This is a genomic window from Janthinobacterium sp. PC23-8, from assembly GCF_002250505.1.
Lineage (GTDB): Bacteria > Pseudomonadota > Gammaproteobacteria > Burkholderiales > Burkholderiaceae_D > Janthinobacterium.
In genome coordinates, this window is the sequence record NZ_NJGY01000003.1 from 388,096 (window position 1) to 410,457 (window position 22,362).

Annotated in this window: 21 protein-coding genes; 8 read left to right on the plus strand and 13 right to left on the minus strand. The window is 64.1% G+C overall.

Annotated elements, in window-relative coordinates:
- Window positions 1–20 precede the first annotated feature (20 nt).
- Genes ssuD through CD932_RS21295 form a run of 3 tightly spaced genes read left to right on the plus strand, consistent with a single transcriptional unit; the run spans window position 21 to window position 2,832 of the window.
- Window positions 21–1,181 carry an FMNH2-dependent alkanesulfonate monooxygenase gene (gene ssuD, locus CD932_RS21285; protein WP_094444796.1) on the plus strand — a complete coding sequence of 387 codons (1,161 nt, stop codon included), beginning with the start codon at window positions 21–23 and terminating at the stop codon, window positions 1,179–1,181.
- Between the two features lies 1 nt (window position 1,182).
- Entirely contained in the window at window positions 1,183–1,983 is an 801-nt protein-coding gene (gene ssuC / locus CD932_RS21290) for an aliphatic sulfonate ABC transporter permease SsuC (RefSeq protein WP_094444797.1), read from the plus strand.
- A gap of 12 nt (window positions 1,984–1,995) precedes the next feature.
- Complete coding sequence (locus CD932_RS21295; RefSeq protein WP_094444798.1) at window positions 1,996–2,832, plus strand: ATP-binding cassette domain-containing protein; 837 nt, start codon at window positions 1,996–1,998, stop codon at window positions 2,830–2,832.
- Here the strand turns inward: CD932_RS21295 and CD932_RS21300 are convergent.
- The 6 genes from CD932_RS21300 to CD932_RS21325 all read right to left on the minus strand — a co-directional run bounded on the left by CD932_RS21300 (window position 2,789) and on the right by CD932_RS21325 (window position 7,434).
- The gene (locus tag CD932_RS21300; RefSeq protein WP_094444799.1) at window positions 2,789–3,490 is read right to left on the minus strand and encodes an HAD-IA family hydrolase; all 702 of its coding nucleotides are present in this window, start codon (window positions 3,488–3,490) and stop codon (window positions 2,789–2,791) included. The two genes, CD932_RS21295 and CD932_RS21300, sit on opposite strands and share 44 nt — an antisense overlap.
- Window positions 3,491–3,848: 358 nt before the next feature.
- Window positions 3,849–4,682 (minus strand): MetQ/NlpA family ABC transporter substrate-binding protein, encoded by an 834-nt coding sequence (locus tag CD932_RS21305; RefSeq protein WP_094444800.1) that lies wholly within the window; start codon window positions 4,680–4,682, stop codon window positions 3,849–3,851.
- A 21-nt stretch (window positions 4,683–4,703) separates the two neighbouring features.
- The gene (locus tag CD932_RS21310) at window positions 4,704–5,378 is read right to left on the minus strand and encodes a methionine ABC transporter permease (RefSeq protein ID WP_094444801.1); all 675 of its coding nucleotides are present in this window, start codon (window positions 5,376–5,378) and stop codon (window positions 4,704–4,706) included.
- A complete protein-coding gene (locus CD932_RS21315; protein ID WP_094444802.1) occupies window positions 5,371–6,180 on the minus strand; it encodes a methionine ABC transporter ATP-binding protein in 810 nt (269 codons plus the stop codon). Before CD932_RS21315 ends, CD932_RS21310 begins: the two co-directional genes overlap by 8 nt.
- 184 nt (window positions 6,181–6,364) lie before the next feature.
- Window positions 6,365–6,814: a YbaN family protein gene (locus tag CD932_RS21320; protein ID WP_094444803.1), complete on the minus strand. Its 450-nt coding sequence runs from the start codon at window positions 6,812–6,814 to the stop codon at window positions 6,365–6,367.
- On the minus strand, window positions 6,811–7,434 hold the full coding sequence (locus CD932_RS21325) for a biliverdin-producing heme oxygenase (protein WP_094444804.1): 624 nt from the start codon (window positions 7,432–7,434) through the stop codon (window positions 6,811–6,813). Before CD932_RS21325 ends, CD932_RS21320 begins: the two co-directional genes overlap by 4 nt.
- A 331-nt stretch (window positions 7,435–7,765) precedes the next feature.
- Here CD932_RS21325 and CD932_RS21330 point away from each other — a divergent pair, with 331 nt between their 5' ends.
- Window positions 7,766–8,332, plus strand: a complete 567-nt coding sequence (locus tag CD932_RS21330; RefSeq protein WP_094444805.1) for a YceI family protein — start codon at window positions 7,766–7,768, stop codon at window positions 8,330–8,332.
- A 70-nt stretch (window positions 8,333–8,402) separates the two neighbouring features.
- On the opposite strand, the gene CD932_RS21335 is transcribed toward CD932_RS21330, so the two are convergent.
- Entirely contained in the window at window positions 8,403–10,205 is a 1,803-nt protein-coding gene (locus CD932_RS21335) for an NAD(P)/FAD-dependent oxidoreductase (RefSeq protein WP_094444806.1), read from the minus strand.
- 134 nt (window positions 10,206–10,339) lie between these two features.
- Window positions 10,340–11,470 carry a sigma-54-dependent Fis family transcriptional regulator gene (locus CD932_RS21340; protein ID WP_094444807.1) on the minus strand — a complete coding sequence of 377 codons (1,131 nt, stop codon included), beginning with the start codon at window positions 11,468–11,470 and terminating at the stop codon, window positions 10,340–10,342.
- A gap of 199 nt (window positions 11,471–11,669) precedes the next feature.
- On the opposite strand from CD932_RS21340, the gene CD932_RS21345 reads away from it, so the two are divergent.
- Window positions 11,670–13,229, plus strand: coding sequence for a CHASE2 domain-containing protein (locus CD932_RS21345; protein WP_094444808.1), 1,560 nt, complete (start codon window positions 11,670–11,672; stop codon window positions 13,227–13,229).
- Window positions 13,230–13,263: 34 nt separating this feature from the next.
- Window positions 13,264–13,644, plus strand: coding sequence for a GFA family protein (locus CD932_RS21350; RefSeq protein ID WP_254926699.1), 381 nt, complete (start codon window positions 13,264–13,266; stop codon window positions 13,642–13,644).
- Here CD932_RS21350 and CD932_RS21355 read toward each other — a convergent pair.
- The 5 genes from CD932_RS21355 to CD932_RS21375 all read right to left on the minus strand — a co-directional run bounded on the left by CD932_RS21355 (window position 13,641) and on the right by CD932_RS21375 (window position 19,791).
- Window positions 13,641–14,219, minus strand: a complete 579-nt coding sequence (locus CD932_RS21355) for a hypothetical protein (protein ID WP_094444810.1) — start codon at window positions 14,217–14,219, stop codon at window positions 13,641–13,643. The two genes, CD932_RS21350 and CD932_RS21355, sit on opposite strands and share 4 nt — an antisense overlap.
- 16 nt (window positions 14,220–14,235) lie before the next feature.
- Window positions 14,236–14,454: a hypothetical protein gene (locus CD932_RS21360; RefSeq protein ID WP_094444811.1), complete on the minus strand. Its 219-nt coding sequence runs from the start codon at window positions 14,452–14,454 to the stop codon at window positions 14,236–14,238.
- Between the two features lie 112 nt (window positions 14,455–14,566).
- Window positions 14,567–17,350, minus strand: a complete 2,784-nt coding sequence (locus CD932_RS21365; protein ID WP_094444812.1) for an Hsp70 family protein — start codon at window positions 17,348–17,350, stop codon at window positions 14,567–14,569.
- Window positions 17,351–19,216 (minus strand): Hsp70 family protein, encoded by a 1,866-nt coding sequence (locus CD932_RS21370; protein ID WP_094444813.1) that lies wholly within the window; start codon window positions 19,214–19,216, stop codon window positions 17,351–17,353.
- Window positions 19,213–19,791 carry a DUF2760 domain-containing protein gene (locus CD932_RS21375; RefSeq protein ID WP_094444814.1) on the minus strand — a complete coding sequence of 193 codons (579 nt, stop codon included), beginning with the start codon at window positions 19,789–19,791 and terminating at the stop codon, window positions 19,213–19,215. The genes CD932_RS21370 and CD932_RS21375 overlap by 4 nt, the downstream gene beginning before the upstream one ends.
- Before the next feature lie 241 nt (window positions 19,792–20,032).
- Here CD932_RS21375 and CD932_RS21380 point away from each other — a divergent pair, with 241 nt between their 5' ends.
- Window positions 20,033–20,851 (plus strand): DUF4349 domain-containing protein, encoded by an 819-nt coding sequence (locus CD932_RS21380; protein WP_094444815.1) that lies wholly within the window; start codon window positions 20,033–20,035, stop codon window positions 20,849–20,851.
- A 195-nt stretch (window positions 20,852–21,046) separates the two neighbouring features.
- Complete coding sequence (urtA, locus tag CD932_RS21385; protein ID WP_094444816.1) at window positions 21,047–22,300, plus strand: urea ABC transporter substrate-binding protein; 1,254 nt, start codon at window positions 21,047–21,049, stop codon at window positions 22,298–22,300.
- Window positions 22,301–22,362 lie beyond the last annotated feature (62 nt).

A 22,362-nucleotide genomic window follows, 5' to 3' on the forward strand; every position in this document is an offset into this window, starting at 1 on the left:
CAAGAGAGATAGAGAACACCATGTCATTGAATATATTCTGGTTCATTCCCACCCACGGCGACAGCCGCTACCTGGGCACCTCGCAAGGCGCGCGCGCCGTTGACGCCGATTACCTGCGCCAGGTGGCCGTGGCCGCCGATACGCTGGGCTACGACGGCGTGCTGCTGCCGACCGGCCGCTCCTGCGAAGACGCGTGGGTGGTGGCGTCGTCCCTGATCAGCGTGACGCAAAAGCTCAAGTTCCTCGTCGCCGTGCGCCCCGGCCTGTCGACGCCCGGCCTGGCCGTGCGCATGGCCTCGACCTTTGACCGCCTGTCGAACGGCCGCCTGTTGATCAATGTCGTCACCGGCGGCGACCAGGGCGAACTGGAAGCGGACGGCCTGTTTGCCGACCACGCCAAACGCTATGAAATCTCGGACGAATTCATCAAGGTGTGGCGCGCCACCCTGGCCGGCGAGGGCGGTGCCGCCGGCTATGATTTCGAAGGCAAGCATATCCAGGTCAAGGGTTCCAGGACCCTGTATCCGCCGGTGCAAAAACCGTATCCGCCGCTGTATTTCGGCGGCTCGTCGGAGCCGGCGCATGAACTGGCGGCCGAGCAGATGGATGTATACCTGACCTGGGGCGAGCCGCCGGCCGCCGTGGCCGAAAAGATTGCCGATATCCGCGCGCGCGCGGCCAGGCGCGGTCGTACGGTGCGCTTCGGCATCCGCCTGCACGTGATCGTGCGCGACACCAATGAAGCGGCCTGGCGCGCGGCCGATGAGCTGATCAGCCATCTGGACGACGAGGTGATCGCCAAGGCGCAGGCGGCGTTCTCGAAAATGGATTCGGTCGGCCAGCGGCGCATGGCGGCCCTGCACGGCGGCAGCCGCGACAAGCTCGAAGTGTCGCCGAACCTGTGGGCCGGCGTGGGCCTGGTGCGCGGCGGCGCCGGCACGGCCCTGGTGGGCGACGCCGAAACCGTGGTGGCGCGCATCAGGGAGTACGCGGACCTGGGCATCGATACCTTCATTTTTTCGGGCTACCCGCACCTGGAAGAATCGTACCGCTTTGCCGAACTGGTGTTCCCGCTGCTGGGCAAGGGCAAAGCCGTCGGCGAGCAGTCGCTCTCGGGCCCGTTCGGCGAAGTCATGGCCAGCAATATCGTGCCGGCCGCACCGCAGAAGAAGGCGGCCTGAGATGGCGGCGGCGACCTTGGGGAGCCATGGCAAGGGCGCGCCCACGCCATGGCGCGACAACCTGGCGCCATGGGCCTTGCCGGTGGCGCTGCTGCTGGGCTGGCAACTGGCCTCGCAGCTGGGCTGGCTGTCGAGCCGCATCCTGCCCGAACCATGGGCGGTGGGCAAAGCCTTCTGGACCCTGGCGGAGTCGGGCCAATTGTGGCTGCACCTGAAAACGAGCTTGTGGCGGGCCAGTGTCGGCTTTGGCGTGGGCGCCGGACTGGGCCTGTTGCTGGGCCTGTTGACGGGCAGCTTTCGCCATGCGGAGACCTTGTTGGACACCACCTTGCAGATGGTGCGCAATATCCCGGCGCTGGCCCTGATACCGCTGGTGATTCTGTGGTTCGGCATCGACGAGACGGCCAAGCTGTTTTTGCTGGCCGTCGGCGTCTTCTTCCCCGTCTACCTGAACACTTTTCACGGCATCCGCTCGGCCGACCAGGGCCTGATCGAAATGGCCAGGAGCTACGGCCTGTCCGGCTGGCCCTTGTACCGCGACGTGATCCTGCCGGCCGCCATGCCGTCCATCCTGGTCGGCGTGCGCTTTTCGCTGGGCCTGGTGTGGGTGCTGTTGATCGTCGCCGAAACCATCTCGGCGCAGGCCGGCATCGGCTACATGACCATGAATGCGCGTGAATTTTTGCAAACGGACGTCGTGCTGGTCGGCATCCTGCTGTACGCCTTGCTGGGCAAGGCTGCCGACCTGTTTTCGCGCCGCCTGGAGAAATACTGCTTGCGCTGGAATCCCGCCTACCGTTAAGAAGGAATTATCATGCTGTTAGCTCCCATTCAAGTCGAAACGGATCTGTTTTCCCACTTCGCGCACGATGCTCCTGTCGCTCCTGTCGCTCCCGTGCGGGCCAGGGTGGCGCCACGCGCTGCGCAAGAGCGCAGCGGCGTGCCGCTGCTGCTGGAAAACCTGAGCAAGTCCTATGCCACGCGCCCGGTGCTGAAAAACGTCGACCTCAAGCTCGACGCGGGCGAATTTGTCGCCATCGTCGGGCGCAGCGGCTGCGGCAAGAGCACCTTGCTGCGCTCGATCGCCGGCCTGGAAAGCATCGATCAGGGCGCGATCACGGTGGGCTCTGGCAAGCTTGATCCCGATATCCGCATCATGTTCCAGGAAGCGCGGCTGCTGCCGTGGAAAACCGTGCTGGAAAACGTGGCGCTGGGCTTGCCGAGGGGCGTAGGTTCGGCTGCGGCGTCGCTGTGGACGGTGGGCCTGGCGGAACGGGCCGACGACTGGCCGGCCGCGCTGTCTGGCGGCCAGAAGCAGCGCGTGGCGCTGGCGCGCGCGCTGGTGCACGAACCGCAGTTGCTGTTGCTGGACGAACCGCTGGGGGCGCTCGATGCGCTGACCCGCATCGAGATGCAGCAGCTGATCGAGTCGCTGTGGCTGGCGCGCGGGTTTACGGCGGTGCTGGTCACGCATGACGTGGCCGAAGCGGTGGCGCTGGCCGACCGGGTGCTGTTGATCGAGGACGGCCAGATCACGCTCGACGTCAAGGTCGACCTGCCGCGCCCCCGCCAGCGCGGCAGCGCGCAATTTGCGGCGCTGGAACAGTCTATTCTTGGCCGCGTGTTGCAGCCGACTGCGCCAGCACGATAAAGCCGTCTGCGTCGACGGTCGCCACCATCGCTTCATAGCTGGCGATTGCCGGATGGCGCGTGGCCAGCGGATGCGCGTGCGTGGCCGTGATCACCATCACCTTGGCGCCGGCCGCTACTCCAGCTTCGATGCCGACCGAGGCGTCCTCGAACACCAGGCAGTCGGCGGGCGACACGCCCAGCTTTTCCGCCGCCAGCAGATAGCAGTCGGGCATGGGTTTGCCGGCCTTGACGTCTTCTGCCGTCACCATCACGGCGGGCACAGGCATGCCGGCCGCCTTCAATCGCGCCATGGCCAGCGCGCGCGGCGCCGAGGTGACGATGGCCCATTGCGCCGGCGGCAGCGAGCGCAAAAAGCGCTGGGCGCCGGCAATTTCAATTATACCTTCCACGTCAACGATCTCGGCATCCGTGATGCCCTGCGCTTCCTGGCGCGGATCGAGGCCGGGCAGGGCCAGTCTGGCGATGGTGTCGACCGAGCGCACGCCGTGGATGGTGGGTAGAAAGGTCGCCACATCGAGGCCCTGGCGCTTGGCCCACAGGCCCCAGATGCGTTCGGCGGCCGCGATCGAATTGATCACCGTGCCGTCCATGTCGAACAGGAATGCGCGATAGCGGTTGGGGGCTGCGGAGGGTGGGGTTGCGGGCAAGGCGGACATGGCTTCTTTCCAAAAGTGGGATGGAAGCTATTGTAAGGGCAGAATAAAAGCTGGGGGGCAGACCCGAATGCTGTGCAGTTGTCCGACGCATTGAAAGGCGCAAACGCGTAAAAACGGCGGGCCCGCTTGGCCCGAAAACGGCGGGCCGGAGACGCGGGCCTGAGAAAACGCCGATGGCGGCGTTGCAGCTTCTCGCCGTACATTCGTACTGTCTTCGTCGCTGCGCCTTGCCCTCGACATTTTTCAGGCCCGCTTGGCCCGGTGTGCGTTTGCGGGCGACTGGGGTTTTAATCCTTTTGTGGGCATGCTTGCGGCGCAGTTACGCTACTTGACGGCTTCGGGGTTGGACGCTGGAGGATTATTTCTTGCCCGCGCCGGCTTTTTCCAGCGCGACCTGATAATCGGTCTTCTCATACCCGGCAAAATACTTGTTCGTCACATCCAGAAAGGCGCGCGAGCGGTAGGCCGCTTCCAGGTCTTTCACCCAGGGCTTGCCCTTGTCGGCGGTGCGGATGGCCACCAGGTTGACATAGCTGGCCGAGATTTTCTCGGCCACCAGGGCGCTGGTCAGCTTGATGCCGGCCGCCTGGGCGAAATTGCCGTTGATAAAGGCGAAGTCGGTATCGGCCAGGGCGCGTGGCAGTTGCGCCGCCTCCAGCGGCACCAGTTTCAATTTCTTCGGATTGGCGGCCACGTCGCGTTCGGAGGCGCGCAGCGGGTCGACGTTCGGTTTCAGTTTGATCCAGCCCATCTTGTCGAGCACCACCAGCGCGCGCGCCTGGTTGGTCGGGTCGTTCGGCATGGCGATGGTGGCGCCATCCTTGACTTCCGTCAGGGCCTTGTGTTTGGTGCTGTACATGGCGATGGGGATGGTCGGCACGGTGACCAAGGGCATGATGGCCAGCTTGTTATCGGTGGCGAATTTGTTCAGGTAGACGATGTGCTGGAACACATTGGCGTCCAGCGAACCTTCGGCCAGCGCATAGTTCGGCTGCACGTAGTCGTTGAATTCGACGATTTTTACCTTGTAGCCCTGTTTTTCCAGAATCGGCTTGATGCCGATCTTCAGCTGGTCGCCATACGGCCCGGCACTGGTGCCGATGACGATTTCCTTCGGATCTTTCGCCTGGGCCGAGAAGGCCAGGGACAGGCCGATGGCGGCGGCGAGCAGGTTGCGGCGGATGATGTTCATATGGATTCCCTTGATTCTAAATTAACGTTTGTCGAGGCGCTTGGCAATGCGAGTGCCGGCGAACTGGATGATCTGCACCAGCACGATGAGGATGGCGACGGTGACGACCATGATGTCGGTCTCGAAGCGGTAGTAGCCGTAGCGGATGGCCAGGTCGCCGATGCCGCCGCCGCCCACCACGCCGGCCACGGCCGAATAGGACAGGAAGCTGATCGACAGCACGGTCAGGGCCAGCACCAGGCCGGAGCGCGCTTCGACCAGCAGCACGCGCACGATGATCTGCATTTCCGAGGCGCCCATGGCGTGCGCCGCCTCGATCACGCCGCGCGGCACTTCACGCAGGTTCTGTTCCACCAGTCGCGCCAGGTAGGGAATGGCGGCAAACGACAGCGGCACGCTAGCGGCCAGCGGGCCGATCGAGGTGCCGGCGATAATGCGTGTAAATGGCGTCAGCGCGACCAGCAGAATGATGAAGGGGAAGGAGCGCACGGTGTTGACCAGCCAGCCGAGGATCATCGACAGCGGGCGGTTTTCCAGCGACTGCTTTTCCGACACGAGAAACAGCAGTACGCCCAGCGGGCCGCCGATCAGAATGGCGGCGGTGAGGCCAATGCCCAGCATGGTCATGGTCTGGCCGAGGGCGACCCAGATTTCCGGCAGCAGGGCGACGACGTTATTGAAGGACTCGTTAAACATGGCTGGCATCCTTCCAGGCGCTTGCTTCAAATGCTTCGGTGCCGTAATAGGCCAGCTCGCGGCCCAGCGCCGTCTTGCGCGGGGTGGCGGTGTCGGCGAGTTCGAACTGTTCGGCGATCGCGCCGTTTTCCACCACCGCCACGCGGTTGCAGATGGCGCCCAGCACCGACAATTCATGGCTGACAAACACGATGGTCACGCCCAGGCGCGCGTTGATGTCGCGCAGGGTGGCCAAGAGGGCGCGCGTGGTTTCCGCGTCCAGCGCCGAGGTCGGCTCGTCGCACAGCAGCACGTCCGGATGGCTGGCCAGGGCGCGGGCGATCGCCACGCGCTGCTTTTGGCCGCCCGACAACTGCGCCGGATAGCTGTGCTGCTTGTCGGACAGGCCGACCAGCGCCAGGCATTCCTCGACGCGCGCGGCAACCTGCCCGCCCTTGGCCGTGCCATGGATTTTCAAGGGGAAGGCGACGTTGTCGAACACGGTGGCGTTTTGCAGCAGGTTGAACTGCTGGAAGATCATGCCGATATTCTGGCGTGCGTCGCGCAGTTCGCTTTTCGACAGGCGCGTCAGTTCTCGGCCAGCCACGGTGATGGTGCCGCTGTCCGGGCGTTCGAGCAGGTTGATCAGGCGCAGCAGGGTCGATTTGCCGGCGCCGCTCTTGCCGATCAGGCCAAAGATATCGCCAGGGTAGACATCGAGCGTGACGTCCCTGACCGCGTGAAATGGCGCGCCCTTGGGCAGCGCAAAGGTCTTGTTCGCGCCTTCGATGCGGATCACCGGCGGGCGGGATGGTGTGGTCATGCGGATTCCTTTTATTATTGGCGCCTCGCGGCGCTGGCAGTGCCCGAGCGACGTCGGTTGCACAGTATACCCGAAGCGCGTTATTACTCTAACGACAGATTCTTGCTTTGGATATGCGAATAATGTCTATGCAGGGCTTTCTGACAGGGAAAAGCGGATGACCGGACTATTTGCCGAATAAAATTCAGTTCGTCGGCGTGCCGTTGTTCGGCGCAGGGCCTTCCGGGCGGCGCAGCAGATAAATCAAGACGGCGATTTCGATGGCGCCGACCAGGGCGATCACCCACCAGGGCGGATGGCCAAGGCACATGGCGACAAAGCCGATCGCCATGCCGGTGCAGGCCATGGCCTTGCCGCGGCGCGAGACGGCGCGGTGCTCGCGCCACTGGCGCAAAGGGTGGCCGAAGCGCGGATGGTGCAGCAGCCAGTGTTCCAGGCGCGGCGAGGCGCGGCTGAAACAGGCCAGCGCCAGGATCAGGAAAATCGTGGTGGGCATCACGGGCAGCATGGCGCCGATAATGCCCAGCGCCACCATCAGCATGCCGGCCGCCGTCCAGGCCCAGCGGCGCAGGCGCGCGCCATGCGCTTCGCGCACGGCAGGCGTCGCCACCGGGGCCGGACCCGTATCGATCATAGTCCCTGCGCCTCGACATGGCCGTGCATGCGCATGAAGGCGGCGCGCGCGCCTTCGATCAGGCGCGCTTCGCCATCCTGGCCCAGCGGGACGACATCGAGCACGGCGGTGAATTCGCGCCAGTGGCGCGCGCGGCCGTCCGGGTGGCCGGCCAGGTGGCGCGCGCCGTGGTGTTCATCAAGGCCGAGCTTGCCGGCCAGTTTGTACAGCACGGCCGCGCCCAGCTTCGAGCCTTCGCTGACATACAGCCAGCCCAAAGCGGTGGCCAGGTCCAGCTGCGCATCGAAGGGCGGCGTCGGCGAGTCGGTCGGCAGGCTGGTAGCGAGGTCGCGCAGGTCGGCGGCGATGCTGGCGTAGCGGCGCCGCTGTTGCAGGTCGGGCAGCAGGGCGGCCAGGCCGGCATGGTCGTACAGGGTATCGACATCGCGCAGGAAGGCATATTGCGCCTGCAGGAAGCGCACATAGTTTTGCTGGTTGTCGAACGGTGCGGCGGCCATGATGCGCTTGTCGAGCACGTCGTGGGTGGCCGAGGTATCGGCTTTCAGGCGCGCGCTGCGCGGCAGGGCGGGAGTATGGCTGGTGCTCAAATCGGTGGGGTCCAGGCTGGCGGTGATGGTCATGAAGGGAGGGTTCGCTGTAGGTCTCTTATTATGGAGGATGTGGCGCGATATTGCAGGCGCAGCAAAAGGTATGGATAATAACAAGAATCATTCGCATTTAACGGCTTGGCGTTTTTCAGCAGGGCGGTGAATAATCGGCAACAGACGTATGATATGCAGGGATTTTGCTGGTACTATCGATTTTTTCGATGCTAACTAGGTAAATTTTCCGTTTTACATCGATCTTCATGCCATGCATAATCATTGCAACAGAAGCCACACCAGCTTGCCGAGCCCAGTGCATGGGCGCTGCTGGCGGTTTTACCTTAATCCACACTTTCAGGAACTGACCATGAAAAAACTGTTCGCCTTTATCGCCGCCGCCGGCTTCTCGCTGTCCGCCTTCGCCGCGCCGGAAGTCTATGTCATCGATGGCAGCCACACTTTCCCGCGTTTCGAATACAGCCACATGGGTTTCTCGACCCAGCAAAGCCGTTTCAATAACACCACCGGCAAGATCACCCTGGACCGCGCCGCCAAGACCGGTTCCGTCGAAGTGCTGATCGACACCAAATCGGTGGACACCGGCTCGACCCTGTTCAACTCGCACATCCAGGGCGAAGACTTCCTCGACACCGCCAAGTTCCCGGTCGCTACCTACAAGTCGACCAAGTTCAACTTCAAGGGCGACAAGCTGGCTACCGTCGAAGGCAACCTGACCCTGAAAGGCGTGACCAAGCCAGTCACCCTGACCGTCACCTCGTTCAACTGCGCACCGCACCCGATGCTGAAAAAAGATGCTTGCGGCGCCAACGCCACGGCCCAGATCAAGCGCTCGGAATTTAACGCCGGTAAATATGCGCCAGCCGTCAGCGATGAAGTGACCCTGACGTTTGCGATCGAATCGGTCAAAGAGTAATTGTTTTACATGAAAAAATGGCGGCGGGCCGGTGGCCCGCCGCCATTTTTTTCGTCTGTCGATCAGCTCATCAAGACAGGTGGTGCACCTGCTGCTGCCCGTACACGGGCGTGTCCAGCCCCTCCATTCTCGCTTTCAGCTGCAGCGACAGATACTGCGAGTAATGGCGCGACTGGTGCAGGTTGCCGCCATGGAACCACAGCGCTTGCTGCTGCGTCGGCTTCCACATATTGCGCTGTTCGCCTTCCCACGGCCCCGGGTCCTTGGTGGTGTTTGACCCCAGCCCCCACACCTTGCCCACCTTGTTGGCCACTTCAAGCGAGATCAGGTCGGCCGCCCAGCCGTTCATGGAGCCGTAGCCGGTGGCGTACACCACCAGGTCGGCCGGCAGTTCGGTGCCGTCCGTCAGCACCACCGAATGGGCTTTCAGCTCCGTCACGCCGACGCCGCTTTTCAGCTTGATCTTGCCTTCGGCCACCAGTTCCGAGGCACCGACGTCGATATAGTAGCCCGAGCCGCGCCGCAGGTATTTCATGAACAGGCCCGAATCGTCGTCGCCAAAGTCGAGCATGAAGCCTTTTTCTTCGAGCCGCGCATAAAACCCGGCATCGCGCTCGCGGATGGCCTTGAACACGGGTTTTTGAAAATCCGCCAGCAACTTGTACGGAATCGAGGCGAACGTCAGGTCGGCCTTGGCCGTCGTCATGCCGGTCGCCAGCGCCCGCTCCGAATACAGGTCGCCCAGCGCCAGGTCCATCAGCGAATCGGATTTCACGATATGCGTCGACGAGCGCTGCACCATGGTCACGTCCACGCCGGCTTCCCATAGCGCCGCGCAGATATCGTGGGCCGAATTGTTGGCGCCGATCACCACCACTTTCTTGCCCACATACGCGTCCGGTCCGGGGTGTTGCGAGGAGTGCTGCTGCCCGCCCTGGAACACCTCCATGCCCTTGAATTTGGGCATGTTGGCCTTGCCCGACATGCCGGTGGCCAGCACCAGCTGCTTCGGGCGCAAGGTGACGGCCTGGCCGTCGCGCAGCACCTTGACGCTCCATTCGCCGGTAGCCTCATTGAAACTGGCCGACTCGCAGGTGGTCGAACCCCAGTAGTTCAGCTCCATCACCTTGGTGTACATTTCCAGCCAGTCGCCGACCTTGTCCTTGGGCGTGAAGACGGGCCAGTTGTCGGGAAACGGGATATACGGCATATGGTCGTACCAGACCGGGTCGTGCAGGCACAGCGACTTGTAGCGCTTGCGCCAGCTGTCGCCGGGCCGGGCATTCTTTTCGATGATAATCGTCGGTACGTTCAGCTGGCGCAGCCGCGCGCCGAGCGCGATGCCGCCCTGGCCGCCGCCGATGATCACGCAATAGGGCTGGCGCTCGTAGCCCAGTTCGGCCGCCTCGCGCTCGCGCTGTTCCAGCCAGCTGCTGCGATTGGTGTGTGCGCCGTGCTCGGCGCCCATGGGCCGCCGGCCTCCCTTGGCTTCTTCGTAGCCCTTCAGTTCGCTCATGGTGGTGAGCAGGGTCCAGATCTTGCCGTCGCGGATGCGGATAAAACCCACGCCGCGCGCCACGTTGGTCTCGACCGTGATCCAGCATTGCGTCACGCCTGCAGCTTCGCTGGCCTGTTCGCCGTCGGCGATGCGCATCGTCACCGGCTGCACGGCACCCAGCTGGCTGGCGAGCATGGCGGCGATCTGCGCGCGCCCTTCCAGGGTTTTCAGGTTCCAGGTAAACAGCACCAGGTCGCGCCAGTAGCCGTCGTCTTCGAACAGCTGTGCCGCGCCGTCAAAGTCATTGGCGCGCAAGGCGCCTTCGAGCTGCTCGAGCAGGGCAGCTACCGTGTGTTGATGGGGGGTGATCGTCATCGTGTCTCCTCATGTCGTGATGATGGAATGCGGTGTTGCAGGTTCAACTGCGCCGCTGACGATGTTGTATCACGCGCGCTTTGGCAAGGCATTGCGCATTGCAGCACGACGCGCCGTGAGACAAAAGTCTCACGCTATTGTTTGTGCGGCGGCACGATCTGGAAGTGTTTCAGGCGCCGGTACAGGGTGGCGCGCGAGACGCCCAGCATGGCCGCCGCGATCAAGGGCCGCCATTTCGATTGCCTCATTGCCTGTTCGATGCGCGTGCGCTCGGCCAGTTCCTCGGGCGTGCAGGCGGGAGCTGGCGCTTGCGTGAGGCTTTTCAGGCGGCTGCGCAGGGATTTCACCGGCGCGCGCACCCGCGCATGCAGCCAGCTGCCGGCGCCGGCCAGGCGCAGCGACAGCAGGTTCTGGCCCGCGCGCGCATCGAACAATCGCTCGGCGCGCACTTCCAGCACCTCGTTGACTGGCCGGGGCAGGGCGTCAAGGCCACCGATCACCTGGCGCGCGCAGCGATTGGCCGCCACGATATCGCCGTGTTCATCGATGGCCAGCAGCATTTCCGGCTGCACTTCGACGAAGTGGCGGTTGCGGTGCGCCAGCACGATGCAGCAATGGCTGTACGACTTGAGGAAAAAACCGTCCTCGATCACGGTGGCGCTTTGCCGCACCAGTTGCCTGACCAGCCGCTGGCTGTCGCGCGCGTCGGGCGAGGCCAGGGCGGACGCGTCAAGCACGCCGATCAACTCGCCGTGCGGCGCAAAGATCGGCGCCGCGCTGCAGGTCAGGCCGGTGAAGGCGGCGCGGAAATGGTCGCTCTTGTGCACGGTGATCGCCTCGTGGTCCAGCAGCACGGAGGCGACGCCGCAAGTGCCTTCCTCGTGTTCGGACCAGCACGAACCCGGGTACAGCCCGGCCTTCTTGAAATGCTTGCGCTGCGCCTGGTCGACGACGTAGTCGATGGTCACGCCATGCACGTTGGCCAGGATCACGCAGTAGCCCGCTTCGCGCACCATGGCGTGCAGGCGCGGCAGGCACTGGCCGGTCGAGCGCAAAAACCCTTCTTCGGCCTGCTGGATCGCTCGCAGCTCGCCGCTGGTCAGGATGCGCGGGCCGGTGGTGCAGGCCGGGTCGAGCCGGTAGTCGTCGAGCGAGCGGCGGTGGGACGAAGCCAGCCGCGCGACATCCTCGCCGGGGTGGACGATGCGGCCGGCGATCAGGTTGCGTACCCGCTCGAGATGACTGGTCTGGCGCACATAGGGCATGACGGTCTCCTTTTCCTGTGCCTGCGGTTGTAGCACGAAGCGGCGCGCGGCGCATCCTGCGGTGCAGCATGGGATTTCAAGATGCCGGTCAAGGGTGCGCTGCTTCTGAGCACTATTGCAATACCATATTCTTTTCGTTATTGACTCTTGTCGTTACTAACTGTTATCAAGAAGCACGCTTCAGAAAGACCATCAACACATGAATGCCGACCATCGCGACGACCACGCCGCACCGCCGCCACCACGGCTGAGTTTGGGAAAACGCCTGCTGTGGCCCTTCGTGCAACTGGGCCATGCCTTCAAGCTGACGGGCACGCATTTACTGCACCATATTATCGGCGCGGCCCTGATCGCCTCGCTGATGCTGGCGCTGGAGGGCTTTCATGTGCTCGAGTGGCTCGACGCGGCCATGCTGCGTTTCAGCGCCGAGCACGGACAGCTCGTGCGCGCGCGTACCGACCAGGGAGCAGCATACCGGCCCGGCATTATCGAGATCGACCAGCCCGCGTTCGAGCAGGTGTTTGACGAGCGCGAACCTTTGGCGCGCTCGCGCCTCGAACAATTGATCACCAGCGCGGCCGCGCGCGGCAGCAAGGTGCTGGCCATCGACCTGGACCTGGCGCCGGCCGTGTATGAGCAGCACCAGGGGGGCGCGCGAGCGCTCGACCGCCTGCTCGACCAACTTGCCCGGGACGGCCGGCAACTGGTGCTGATCCTGCCCGAGCAGTCGGACCAGAACGCCAACCTGCCATGGATACGCGCGCGCTGCGCCGCCGGCCTGCATTTCGCCAGCGCCCGCATTCGCGAGCGCATGGGCGCCGTCACGCGCATCGAAGTGAAAAGCCCGGTGCTGGCCGCCGTCGCCTTCGAGCTGGCGCATGGCGTCAAGGAGCAGGAGCAACTGCAGCCGATTCCGGCCGTGCTGTCCGAGCAAAAGGAAGTGGTGGGACTGGCCGACCGCGTGTGCCAGCTGGCCAGGCGCACCAACAGCGAAAAGGAACTGGCGCGCTGGGCGTTCGAACCGGTAATCCATGGCGACGCCAGGGACGCCCAGGAGCAGAACGCCGTCACCGCGCCACTCCACCCGACCGCCGTGGCGAAGGAATTTCTCGACCCCACGCGCACGCGCGTGAAACTGATCGACGGCAAGGCCGGCGTGGCGGACCACGCGCTGCGCAAGAACGTGGTGTATATCGGCAGCACCTATGACGTGCGCGACCGCTACACGACGGCCGAAGGCGAGCAGGCCAGCTTGCACCTGCATGCGGCCGCCCACACCTCGCTGGGCATCGGCACGGCCGACGTCAACAAATATGCGGTGTTCGCCGCCGACATCGTGATTGGCATCCTGCTCGGTTGCCTGTTCGGCGGCTTGTGGACCTTGTATGGCCGCGCCGAACTGGCGATCGACAAGCGCATGGAAGACACGGATATCACGCGCCTGCACCGCATGGGCACCTTGGCCGAGTTCTATGGCATCCGCATGATCCTTGCCGTGGTGTGGGCTTCGCCCGTGGTGATCGGGGTGCTGGCCGTCTACCTGTCGCACGGCTTGCTGGAACAGGGCTGGTGGGTCAATCCCGGCCCTTTGATCGCCGGCATGTTTTTGCATGCCATGTCGCTGCGCGACGAAGCGCACCACCCGCATGAGGAAGTACCGGGCCTGAATGTATGGGCCCAGTTGCGCCGCACGCATCCCGGCATCGTGCTGGTGCAGGCGCCGATGGCGGTGCTATTATTTATCATTGCCGTCGTGTAGGTCCATGGAGGATGCCATGCTGAACGGAGGATGTTTGTGCGGAGCAATCCGCTATGAAGCGGGCGCGGGCGCCTTTCACCAGAGCGCCTGCCACTGTTCCCTGTGCCGCCGCGCCTCGGGCGCGCCGTTCGTCGCCTGGTTCAGCGTGCCGCGCGCCAACTTGCGCTGGCTGCAGGGCCAGCCCGCGACCTATGTCTCCAGCGAACACGGCAAGCGCAGCTTTTGCCCGCGCTGCGGTACCCAGCTGATGTTCGAAGATGACCGCTACGCGAACGAGGTCGACCTGACCACCTGCAGCCTCGATGAGCCTGGCCAGTTGCCGCCGCAAAGCCATATTTATACGGCAACGCAGGTGGCGTGGGTGCAGCTGGCCGATGGCTTGCCGAGGTATGCGGGGTCGCGCGACGCGGGCTAATTGGACTTGGCTGCCGGCGTTTCCGGTTTTTCGACCTTGGGCTGAATGGGCTCTGCAGGAAGTGCTTGCCTTATCCTGGCGTCGATAGTCGAATTTGCGGCATTAAATTTACCATACCCATATGCAATCAGGGCAACCAGCACGATGGTGAGGAAATTGGTAACTAATGCGGCGCCGACTTCCGCCATCCAGCCATAGATGCCGCGCTTGGCTGCCAGTTCCCTGCGGTACGATGCCAGTTCAGTGGCCACAGCCTGATGCGTAGCATCAAATTTGCTTGCGAGTGCAGACTGCAGCGTGTCACCACTCAATTCATCAAGGCGCTGTTGGGTCGCAACGCTCAGGAAGTTGGCCGCGAGCGCAGTGGCCCGGTCCTTGTATCCCTGTAGCTGAGCTGGTAACACGTTGAAGTCATGAAACATCACGCTCTCGGCAGCCGTCGGTTCCAGTCCACCGTTGGCTGCTTTCAAATTGACGACCCACTCCACCTTGGTTTGCTTGTACAGCGAATATGCCAATGCCCCGATAAAGTCATTGGGGCCTGTTACCAGCTGGTCATAGACGTGCACTGCCATGGTGACACACGCAGCTTCACGCCGCTAACAACGCTCTGGCCTTGGTCATGGCGTCATTCATCTCCTTGACCGAAAAAGTCATGCTGCCGCTTCTTGCTTGCCTTGTCGCAATTTGCTCCGGGTTGTCGCCGTGGCTCAAGGATGTCGCAGCCGTATTCGCAGCAGCTTTCTGCGCCATCATTTTTTTGTTGATGCGCAGGGCATCAGCCGGGGTGAAAAGAAAATTATGCCGCATGATTTACCTCGCAATGCAATCAGTAATCAATGTCAATAGCATAGCACGTTGAAGACCGGGATATTTGCACCGGTCGCTGGAATAACGAGGTGTAGCCACATCGATCAATGTTTCAAGCCAGCAGCTTCAGCCCCGGCGGCAGCGCCTCCCCGAGCATGCGGCGGGTAGCAGCCTCGTCGAGCTGCACCACTTCGCGCACCATGGCGACCCAGGTTTCGGGCGCGCCAATGCCCTTGAGCCTGGCGATTATCGCGGCGCGCTGCGCGTCGGCTATATCGCGCGAGCGGTCGCCTGTCATGCGGGCGATATGGGCGCTGGCAAAGGCGGCCGCTTCGGTTTTTTTCCAGTCCAGCGCCAGCAGCCGCTCCAGCCATTGCGCCGCTGTGACTGCATCTACCACCTCATGCGCGCTGCCATGGAAGGGCTGGCGCGCGCCGACCCGTGCCAGCGCCCACAGGCTGTGCGCGTCGCCGGCATCGGTCCGGTTTTTTGATTTTTCCAGGCGTTTCAACAGCCAGGCGCCTACTTCGGCCTTGTAGCTGCCGGGAATGCGTTCGAGCGAGGCGCCCAGGCGCAGCATGTCATCAATGCTGCCGTTGACCAGGGTGACGGGGCGGCTGCCGCGCTGGGCTGCATCGGCCTGCAGGTTGAAGGCGAAGTCGTCGAGCAGGCGCAGCTGCGAGGTAGCGTCGAGGCCGCCGGTGACGCGGCGCCACAGGGTCCACCATTCGGCGCAGACCTGGCTGTCCTTGTGGTGCTGCACGCCGCTGTCGAACATGGCCCACAATTGTTCGATGCGCCAGGGGTCGAGCGCGTCGCCGTAACCGGGGCGCAGGCACCAGCCGGCCAGATTCAGCCACACCCGTTCATGGTCGGCGGAGCGGCGCCGGCCCCGGTTGCGCTGCAGCAGGGCGTCGAACAGCTGGCGCAGCAGGGCGGTGTCCCAGCCTTCGCGCCCGCCCAGGCCCTGTTCCAGGTGCTGGCGCAGCTGGCGCACTTCCTTGGGCGTGACTTTTTGCGCCTTGCCGCCAAAGATGCGCTCGATCTTGTCCACCGCTTCTTTTACGCGCGGCGAGACCGTCGATGCTCCTGCGTCCACGTCTTCCTCGCCGCGCAGCTGGAATTCCAGCAGCCAGCGCAAGCCGGGATTGTCCTCGGCCACGCAATGCACTTCCAGGGTGCCCACTTCCGTCATCACGGTGGCCAGCTGCACCGTGATTTCGCGCTTGTCGTTCGGGTAATCCGGGTCGTGCAGCACGCTGGCCAGCGGCGGCAGGCGCACGAAATCGCCATCGGCCAGATCGACCAGGTCGCCCAGCTGCGGCGGCGTGCCGGTCTCGCCGGTGGACGAGGCCAGGTGAAAGCGCACGGGGCGGCCCAGGCGCAGCGCGAAGCGGCGCTCAAGCAGGCGGATTTCCTCGCCGCTGGCTGCACCGCGCGGCAAAATGCAGACGGCGCGCTGGTCCTTGCCCTCGCCGAGCACCAGAAAAAAGCTGCGCGGCGAGCCGCCGGCGATGCGCGGCGCCTGGCCGTGGCGCGCCAGCGCATAGGCCACCGCGCCGCGCGCCACGGCCACGTCGGGGTTATCGTTGTGCAGCACCGTGACGGCGGAACCGCGCCAGGCGCTCATGGTTTCCATCAGGCGCTGCGCCAGCGCGTCGGCGCGAAATACGCCGCCGTTCAGCAACAGGGTGTCGGGCAGTTCGCCCGGGTGCTGCTGCAGAAAGCTGGCCAGGTGGCGCGTGATGGCCGCGTCCTGGGCGTAGGGCAGGCCGAATTCGACGATGCCGGCGCGGCCTTTTCTTGCCACATCGTTTTTTTCCACCAGCGGGAAAAAGCCGTCGACCACCATGCTGGCCACTTCCTTGCGCGTGAGCTCGACCGAGCGCGTGCCCTTGACCAGGCGCGAGCCTGAACCGAGCAGGGTGACGGTGGCCTTGTCGGGTGCGTCGCGTGACAGCAGCACTTCCTTGGCGGCGCGGCAGCGCTCCATCAGCTGCGACAGGCGCGCGGCCGACAGCTTCATGCCACCTTCGGTACCCGCCGACATGCGTGTTTCCACCAGATGCGCCAGCGCCAGGTCCATATTGTCGCCACCGAGGATCAGGTGGTTGCCCACGCCGCTGCGCGTCAATCGCGGTTCGCCCTGCTCATCGAGGTCGACATCGATCAGGCTGAAGTCGGTGGTGCCGCCGCCCACGTCAACCACCAGGATGCGGCGCGTGTGCGCCAGCTGCGCGTGCAGGTCGTCGCGGTGGCGGTGCAAAAAATCATAAAAAGCGGCTTGCGGTTCTTCCACCAGCCTGAGCGTGGACAGGCCGGCCAGCTTCGCCGCTGCCAGCGTGAGGGCGCGGGCGCCTTCGTCGAACGAGGCGGGAATGGTCAGCACCAGTTCCTGGCGTTCCATCGGGGCGCCGGGAAAACGCGCATTCCAGGCCGCGCGCACATAGGCCAGGTAGCTGGCGCTGGCGGCCACCGGCGAAACCTTGGCCACGTCGCCCTCTGCGCCCCAGGGCAGGATGGGCGCATGGCGGTCGACATTGGCATGCGACAGCCAGCTCTTGGCGCTCGCTACCAGCCGGCCCGGTACCTGGCCGCCCAACACGCGCGCGAGCATCCCGGTGACGGCGTGCTCCACGCCGGCCACGTCTGCTGGTGACCACGGCAGGCGCAACTCATCCTGCGCCAGTTCGCCTTCGGCCGGGTGATAGCGCAGCGACGGTAGCAGGGCGCGCGGCCCCACTTCGCCTGGCGCCAGCAGCTGCTCGATCTCGAACAGCCGGATGCCGGCTGCCGTATCGCTGGCGTCAGCCGCATTTGCGTAGGCCACCACCGTATTGGTGGTGCCCAGGTCGATGCCGACAAGGTACGAGGCGCTTCCCTTGGCCTTGCTCATTTACTGCGCCGTGCCGCGCACGTCGAATTCCACTTTCCAGCGCGCGGCGCCGTCAAGGGAAACGGCCAGCAGCTCCAGGGTGCCCGCTTCCGTCACGCGCGCATGCAGTTTCACCTGCACGACGTCGCCGGCCTGGCGGTTTTCAGCCGACAGGGTGGCCTGGATCTCGCTTAGTTCCTGCAGTTCGTCCGGCGCCCAGAAGTCGAGCAGCTCGCCGATCTGATCGGTGCGGCGGGTGGACGAGGCGAAGAAGCGGAAGTGCACCGGTTCACCCACCACCAGGCCGAATTGCTGGCCCGGCAGTTCCAGCTCGCTGCCTTCTTCCATGCCGAACGGCGCCACGCACAGGGCCTGGATCGGCGGCTCCATGCCGGGGATGGCCGGCATGGCCGACTCGATTGCCACATAGAAGGCGCTGGCCGTGCCGCCGCGAATGCGCACGCCATGGCCGCGCCGCACATAGCTGTAGTAGGCGGCGCCGCGCGCCACGGCCAGGTCGAGGTCGGCGCCGGCCAGCATGCGCGCCGGCTGCGCGCCTTCCAGGTACAGCCAGTCGTTGACGGCGCCCATGATGCGCTGTGCCAGCAGCTCGGACTTGAACACGCCGCCGTTGAACAGCACGGCGGTGGGGTGCAAAAAGCTGGCCTCGCTCGACTGGCGGCTTGTAAAACCTTCCAGGTCGGCGGTGGCCGCCACCTGGCGGCCCAGGAAGGCCGCCAGGTGGCGCGTGATGGCCGCGTCCTGCGCATACGGCAGGCCCAGTTGCGTCAGGCCCGCGCGCGCGCGCACGGCAGGGCGGCTCGATGCCTCCACCTGCGGGAAGAATCCCTCCAGGATAAAGGTCGACACTTCCTCGCGCGTCAGTTCCGTGCGGATCGAGCCGCCGATCAGTTTGGAACCGCGGCTCGGCACCACGATCGCCGCGCTGTCCATGCCGCTGTCGGCCAGCAGGCTTTCCTTGGCGCTGCGGCAGCCGTAGGTCAGCGCGCGCATCTGCCAGGCGTCGAGCTGGGTGCCGTTGGCGGCCAGTTTGCGCGCCACCAGGTGGGCCAGCGCCAGGTCCATATTGTCGCCACCGAGCAGGATATGTTCGCCGACGGCGACCCGGTGCGGTTCGAGCACGCCATCGCGCTCGAGCACGGCGATCAGCGAAAAGTCGCTGGTGCCGCCGCCCACATCGACGACCAGGATGATGTCGCCCGGTTTCACGTCCTTGCGCCAGCGCCCCTCGCTGGTCTGAATCCAGCTATATAAGGCCGCTTGCGGCTCTTCGAGCAAGGTCAGATTGCCGAAGCCTGCCGCCTGCGCCGCTTCCATGGTCAGCTCGCGCGCGGACGGATCGAACGACGCCGGAATGGTGACGGTAATTTCCTGCTCAAGAAACGGCGCTTCGGGGTGAGCGTGATCCCAGGCCTGGCGCAAATGCGTCAGGTAGCGCGTGGCGGCCGTGATCGGCGAGATGCGCGCAACTTCCGGCGGCGCGTCATTCGGCAAGATGGCCGCGCGGCGGTCCACCCCCGGGTGGCACAGCCAGCTTTTTGCGCTGGAGACCAGGCGGATCGGCGTGGTGGCGCCACGGCTGCGCGCCATTTCACCGACCACGAACGGCGCCTCGGCCTCTTCGGTCACCCACGGCAGGGCCAGGTCGCCGGGCGCTATTTCTTCGGCATGGGGCAGGTAGACGAAGGAGGGCAGCAGCGGCAGCTCTTCCACGGTGCCGGGGTTGGATAACTGCGGCACCTGCAGCACGCCGTGGTTTGAGTGCTCGCCGTCGCTCTCTTTCAAGTTCACATACGACAGGGCGCTGTGGGTGGTGCCCAGGTCGATGCCGATGGCAAATTGCGGCGTGGAAGTCTGACCGTTCATAACTCCACCTCGGCCGGCGCCAGGATGGATGCGTCGTGCTTGTCGTTCAGTTTCGGCAGGCGCACGCTGGACGCGCGCCAGCCGCGGTGGCTCAGGGTACCCTTGAACGGCGCCGTGCCGACCACATTGCCGGTCAGGCGCACGGCAGCTGGATCAAAGCCTTCCTGCAGCACGATGCGGCTGCCTTCGTTCTCCGCACGTACCGGCTCAATGCTGAAGTATTCGCGCAGGACCTTGGCGCAGCCTTCGTGCACCACGCGGGCGGCCGCGCCGATATCGGCGTCGGCATGGCTGGCCAGGTTTTCCTGGGTGAAGTCGATCAAACGCGCTTCGCGCTGCAGCAGGGCCAGCAATTGCAGGGCGGCGTCGGGCGTGGCTTCTTTCAGGATCACGGGCGCGGCGGCAGGCGTTGGCACGGGCGCAGGAGCAGGGGCGACAGGCGCGACCGGGGCGGCCTCGGGCAGGTTCAGCTTTTCCACGCGGGCGGCATAGGCGCCGTCGGACAGGGTGCTGAAAAAGGCGCCAAAAGCGAGCGGAATACGGCGCCAGAACGACGGGTGGTTTGCTGTGTTCATGATCGATGGTTTCTCTTATAGTATGGCGTCAGCGGCGCACGCTCAGGCAAGGCTGTGCGCGGACCCGCTTCGCGGTGTGTTGCAGTGCCGGGGCCGATTGAAAGGCCAGCGTTTGCCCGCATGATACCAGTTAGCGGCGCTGCGCCAAAGCGGGCGGGTTTGCCGGCTTGCCTGTCGCGTTGGCGACTATTCAGGTTTGGCAATAAAATGCGCGCGACGATATATTAATAAAAAGGAAATCATGCAATTTTCTCTCAAGCCGGCGAAGGTGGGCAGGGTCGCGGCGGCGATTGCGCTGGTGGCGCTGGCTGGTTGTGGCAGCAAGAACGAGCCTGGCGGCCAAGCGAGCGTCGCGCGCCTGCAGGGCAAGGAACAGGGCGCGCAGTTTCTCGCCTACGAACACGCGGTCGGCGTCGACACCAGCGAAGCCCAGGTGCAGCCCCTGTATGAAAAAGTGGTGGCCGCCTGCAAGGCCGATACGGTCAATGGCTGCATGCTGCTCGACTCCAGCCTCGACAGCGGCCGCTACATGCAGGCGCGTATCAGCCTGCGCGCCAGGCCGGCCGGCGTCCGGAAAATTGTTGGCCTGGTGGCGGCCGCAGGCGAGCTGACCAGCCAGGGCACCAAGGCGCAGGACCTGGGCCGTCCCGTGATGGACAGCCGCAAGCGCCTCGAGATGCTCAAGCAGTACCAGGCGCAATTGCAGGAACTGGAAAAACGTTCGGGGAACAATGTCGATGCCTTGATCAAGGTCACGAAAGAGCTGGCCACCGTGCAGACGGAGCTGGAAGAGGCGACGGCCGCCAACGCGCTGTTGATGCAGCGCATCGATACCGACTTGCTCAATGTCTCGATCAGCGCGCAAGGCAAGCGTTCGTTCTGGTCGCCCGTCAAACGCTCGCTGGGCAACTTTACGGACAACCTGTCCGAGGGCACGGCCAATGCCATCACGGCGCTGGCGTTCATCCTGCCGTGGCTGCTGGCGTTCGCCATCGTGTTCCCGCTGGGCCGCAAGGGATGGCGCCGGCTGCGCGCACCACGCAAGGGCGTCGCCAGGTAAAGCACCAGCGCGTTGCATTTGTCGAACCCGGCTGCACAGTCCTTGTGCGGCCGGGTTTTTTTTCGTGCAACAAAAACACGGGCGCACCAAACAGTGGCGTTTTGTTCATGTGGCAACGGGGCCGATGCTGGCATGCATTCTGCTTTAACAGCAAGGTATGCCCCTCTCGACCATTTCTTACCCTCAGGAGTCCACATGTCACGACGCATCATCTTGAAAGCGGCAGCAGCAGGCGCATTGGCCATGATTGCCTCGGCCTACACGCAGTCGGCGTTTGCCGCCGACACCATCAAGGTAGGGATTTTGCATTCGCTGTCCGGCACCATGGCCATTTCCGAAACGTCGTTGAAAGACGTGGCGCTGATGACGATCGCCGAGATCAACGCCAAGGGCGGCGTGCTGGGCAAGCAGCTCGAACCGGTGGTGGTCGACCCGGCCTCGAACTGGCCGCTGTTCGCGGAAAAAGCGCGCCAGCTGGTGGCGCAGGATAAAGTGTCGGTGGTGTTCGGCTGCTGGACCTCGGTGTCGCGCAAGTCCGTCTTGCCGGTCTTCAAGGAGCTCAACAGCCTGCTGTTCTACCCGGTGCAGTACGAGGGCGAGGAACTGGAAAAGAATGTGTTTTACACGGGCGCCGCACCGAACCAGCAGGCGATTCCCGCCGTCGAATACCTGATGAGCGCCGATGGCGGCGCAGCCAAGCGCTTCGTGCTGCTGGGTACCGATTATGTGTATCCGCGCACCACCAACAAGATCCTGCGCGCCTTTTTGAAAAGCCGTGGCGTCAAGGACAGCGATATCAGCGAGGTCTACACGCCATTCGGCCACGCCGACTACCAGACCATCGTCGCCAATATCAAGAAGTTCTCGGCCGGCGGCAAGACGGCTGTCATTTCCACCATCAATGGCGACTCGAACGTGCCGTTCTACAAGGAACTGGGCAATGCCGGCCTGAAAGCGACCGACGTGCCAGTGGTGGCCTTCTCGGTGGGCGAGGAAGAGCTGCGCGGCATCGACACCAAGCCTTTGCTGGGCCACCTGGCGGCATGGAATTATTTTGAGTCCGTCAAGAACCCCGTGAATACCGACTTCATCAAGAAGTGGAAAGCCTACGCCGTCAAGCAGAAGCTGCCGAACGCCGGCTCGGTGGTCACCAACGACCCGATGGAAGCGACCTATGTCGGCATCCATATGTGGGCGCAGGCCGTTGAGAAGGCCAAGTCGACCGATACCGACAAGGTGATTGCCGCCATGGCCGGCCAGAGCTTCAAGGCGCCATCGGGCTTTACCCTGACCATGGATGCGACCAACCATCACTTGCACAAGCCGGTGATGATCGGCGAGATCAAGTCCGATGGCCAGTTCAATGTGGTGTGGAAAACCAAAGAGCCGATCCGCGCGCAGCCGTGGAGCCCGTTTATCAAGGGTAATGAAGGCAAGCAGAAGTTGTAAGTCCTGAGCCGGGGCAGGGCGTAGCCATGCCCCGGCTTATCGTTCAGTCTTACTGCAAAGGT

Excerpts from the sequence above, each read along its gene's own strand:
- CD932_RS21320 (WP_094444803.1), bottom strand. The coding sequence starts at position 6,814 with ATGATCGATACGGGTCCGGCCCCGGTGGCGACGCCTGCCGTGCGCGAA.
- CD932_RS21360 (WP_094444811.1), bottom strand. The coding sequence starts at position 14,454 with ATGCGGCATAATTTTCTTTTCACCCCGGCTGATGCCCTGCGCATCAAC.
- CD932_RS21365 (WP_094444812.1), bottom strand. The coding sequence starts at position 17,350 with ATGAGCAAGGCCAAGGGAAGCGCCTCGTACCTTGTCGGCATCGACCTG.
- urtA (WP_094444816.1), top strand. The coding sequence starts at position 21,047 with ATGTCACGACGCATCATCTTGAAAGCGGCAGCAGCAGGCGCATTGGCC.
- CD932_RS21325 (WP_094444804.1), bottom strand. The coding sequence starts at position 7,434 with ATGACCATCACCGCCAGCCTGGACCCCACCGATTTGAGCACCAGCCAT.
- CD932_RS21335 (WP_094444806.1), bottom strand. The coding sequence starts at position 10,205 with ATGACGATCACCCCCCATCAACACACGGTAGCTGCCCTGCTCGAGCAG.
- CD932_RS21370 (WP_094444813.1), bottom strand. The coding sequence starts at position 19,216 with ATGAACGGTCAGACTTCCACGCCGCAATTTGCCATCGGCATCGACCTG.
- CD932_RS21345 (WP_094444808.1), top strand. The coding sequence starts at position 11,670 with ATGAATGCCGACCATCGCGACGACCACGCCGCACCGCCGCCACCACGG.
- ssuC (WP_094444797.1), top strand. The coding sequence starts at position 1,183 with ATGGCGGCGGCGACCTTGGGGAGCCATGGCAAGGGCGCGCCCACGCCA.
- CD932_RS21310 (WP_094444801.1), bottom strand. The coding sequence starts at position 5,378 with ATGTTTAACGAGTCCTTCAATAACGTCGTCGCCCTGCTGCCGGAAATC.
- CD932_RS21295 (WP_094444798.1), top strand. The coding sequence starts at position 1,996 with ATGCTGTTAGCTCCCATTCAAGTCGAAACGGATCTGTTTTCCCACTTC.
- CD932_RS21340 (WP_094444807.1), bottom strand. The coding sequence starts at position 11,470 with ATGCCCTATGTGCGCCAGACCAGTCATCTCGAGCGGGTACGCAACCTG.
- CD932_RS21355 (WP_094444810.1), bottom strand. The coding sequence starts at position 14,219 with ATGGCAGTGCACGTCTATGACCAGCTGGTAACAGGCCCCAATGACTTT.
- CD932_RS21330 (WP_094444805.1), top strand. The coding sequence starts at position 7,766 with ATGAAAAAACTGTTCGCCTTTATCGCCGCCGCCGGCTTCTCGCTGTCC.
- CD932_RS21315 (WP_094444802.1), bottom strand. The coding sequence starts at position 6,180 with ATGACCACACCATCCCGCCCGCCGGTGATCCGCATCGAAGGCGCGAAC.
- CD932_RS21305 (WP_094444800.1), bottom strand. The coding sequence starts at position 4,682 with ATGAACATCATCCGCCGCAACCTGCTCGCCGCCGCCATCGGCCTGTCC.
- CD932_RS21300 (WP_094444799.1), bottom strand. The coding sequence starts at position 3,490 with ATGTCCGCCTTGCCCGCAACCCCACCCTCCGCAGCCCCCAACCGCTAT.
- CD932_RS21375 (WP_094444814.1), bottom strand. The coding sequence starts at position 19,791 with ATGAACACAGCAAACCACCCGTCGTTCTGGCGCCGTATTCCGCTCGCT.
- ssuD (WP_094444796.1), top strand. The coding sequence starts at position 21 with ATGTCATTGAATATATTCTGGTTCATTCCCACCCACGGCGACAGCCGC.
- CD932_RS21380 (WP_094444815.1), top strand. The coding sequence starts at position 20,033 with ATGCAATTTTCTCTCAAGCCGGCGAAGGTGGGCAGGGTCGCGGCGGCG.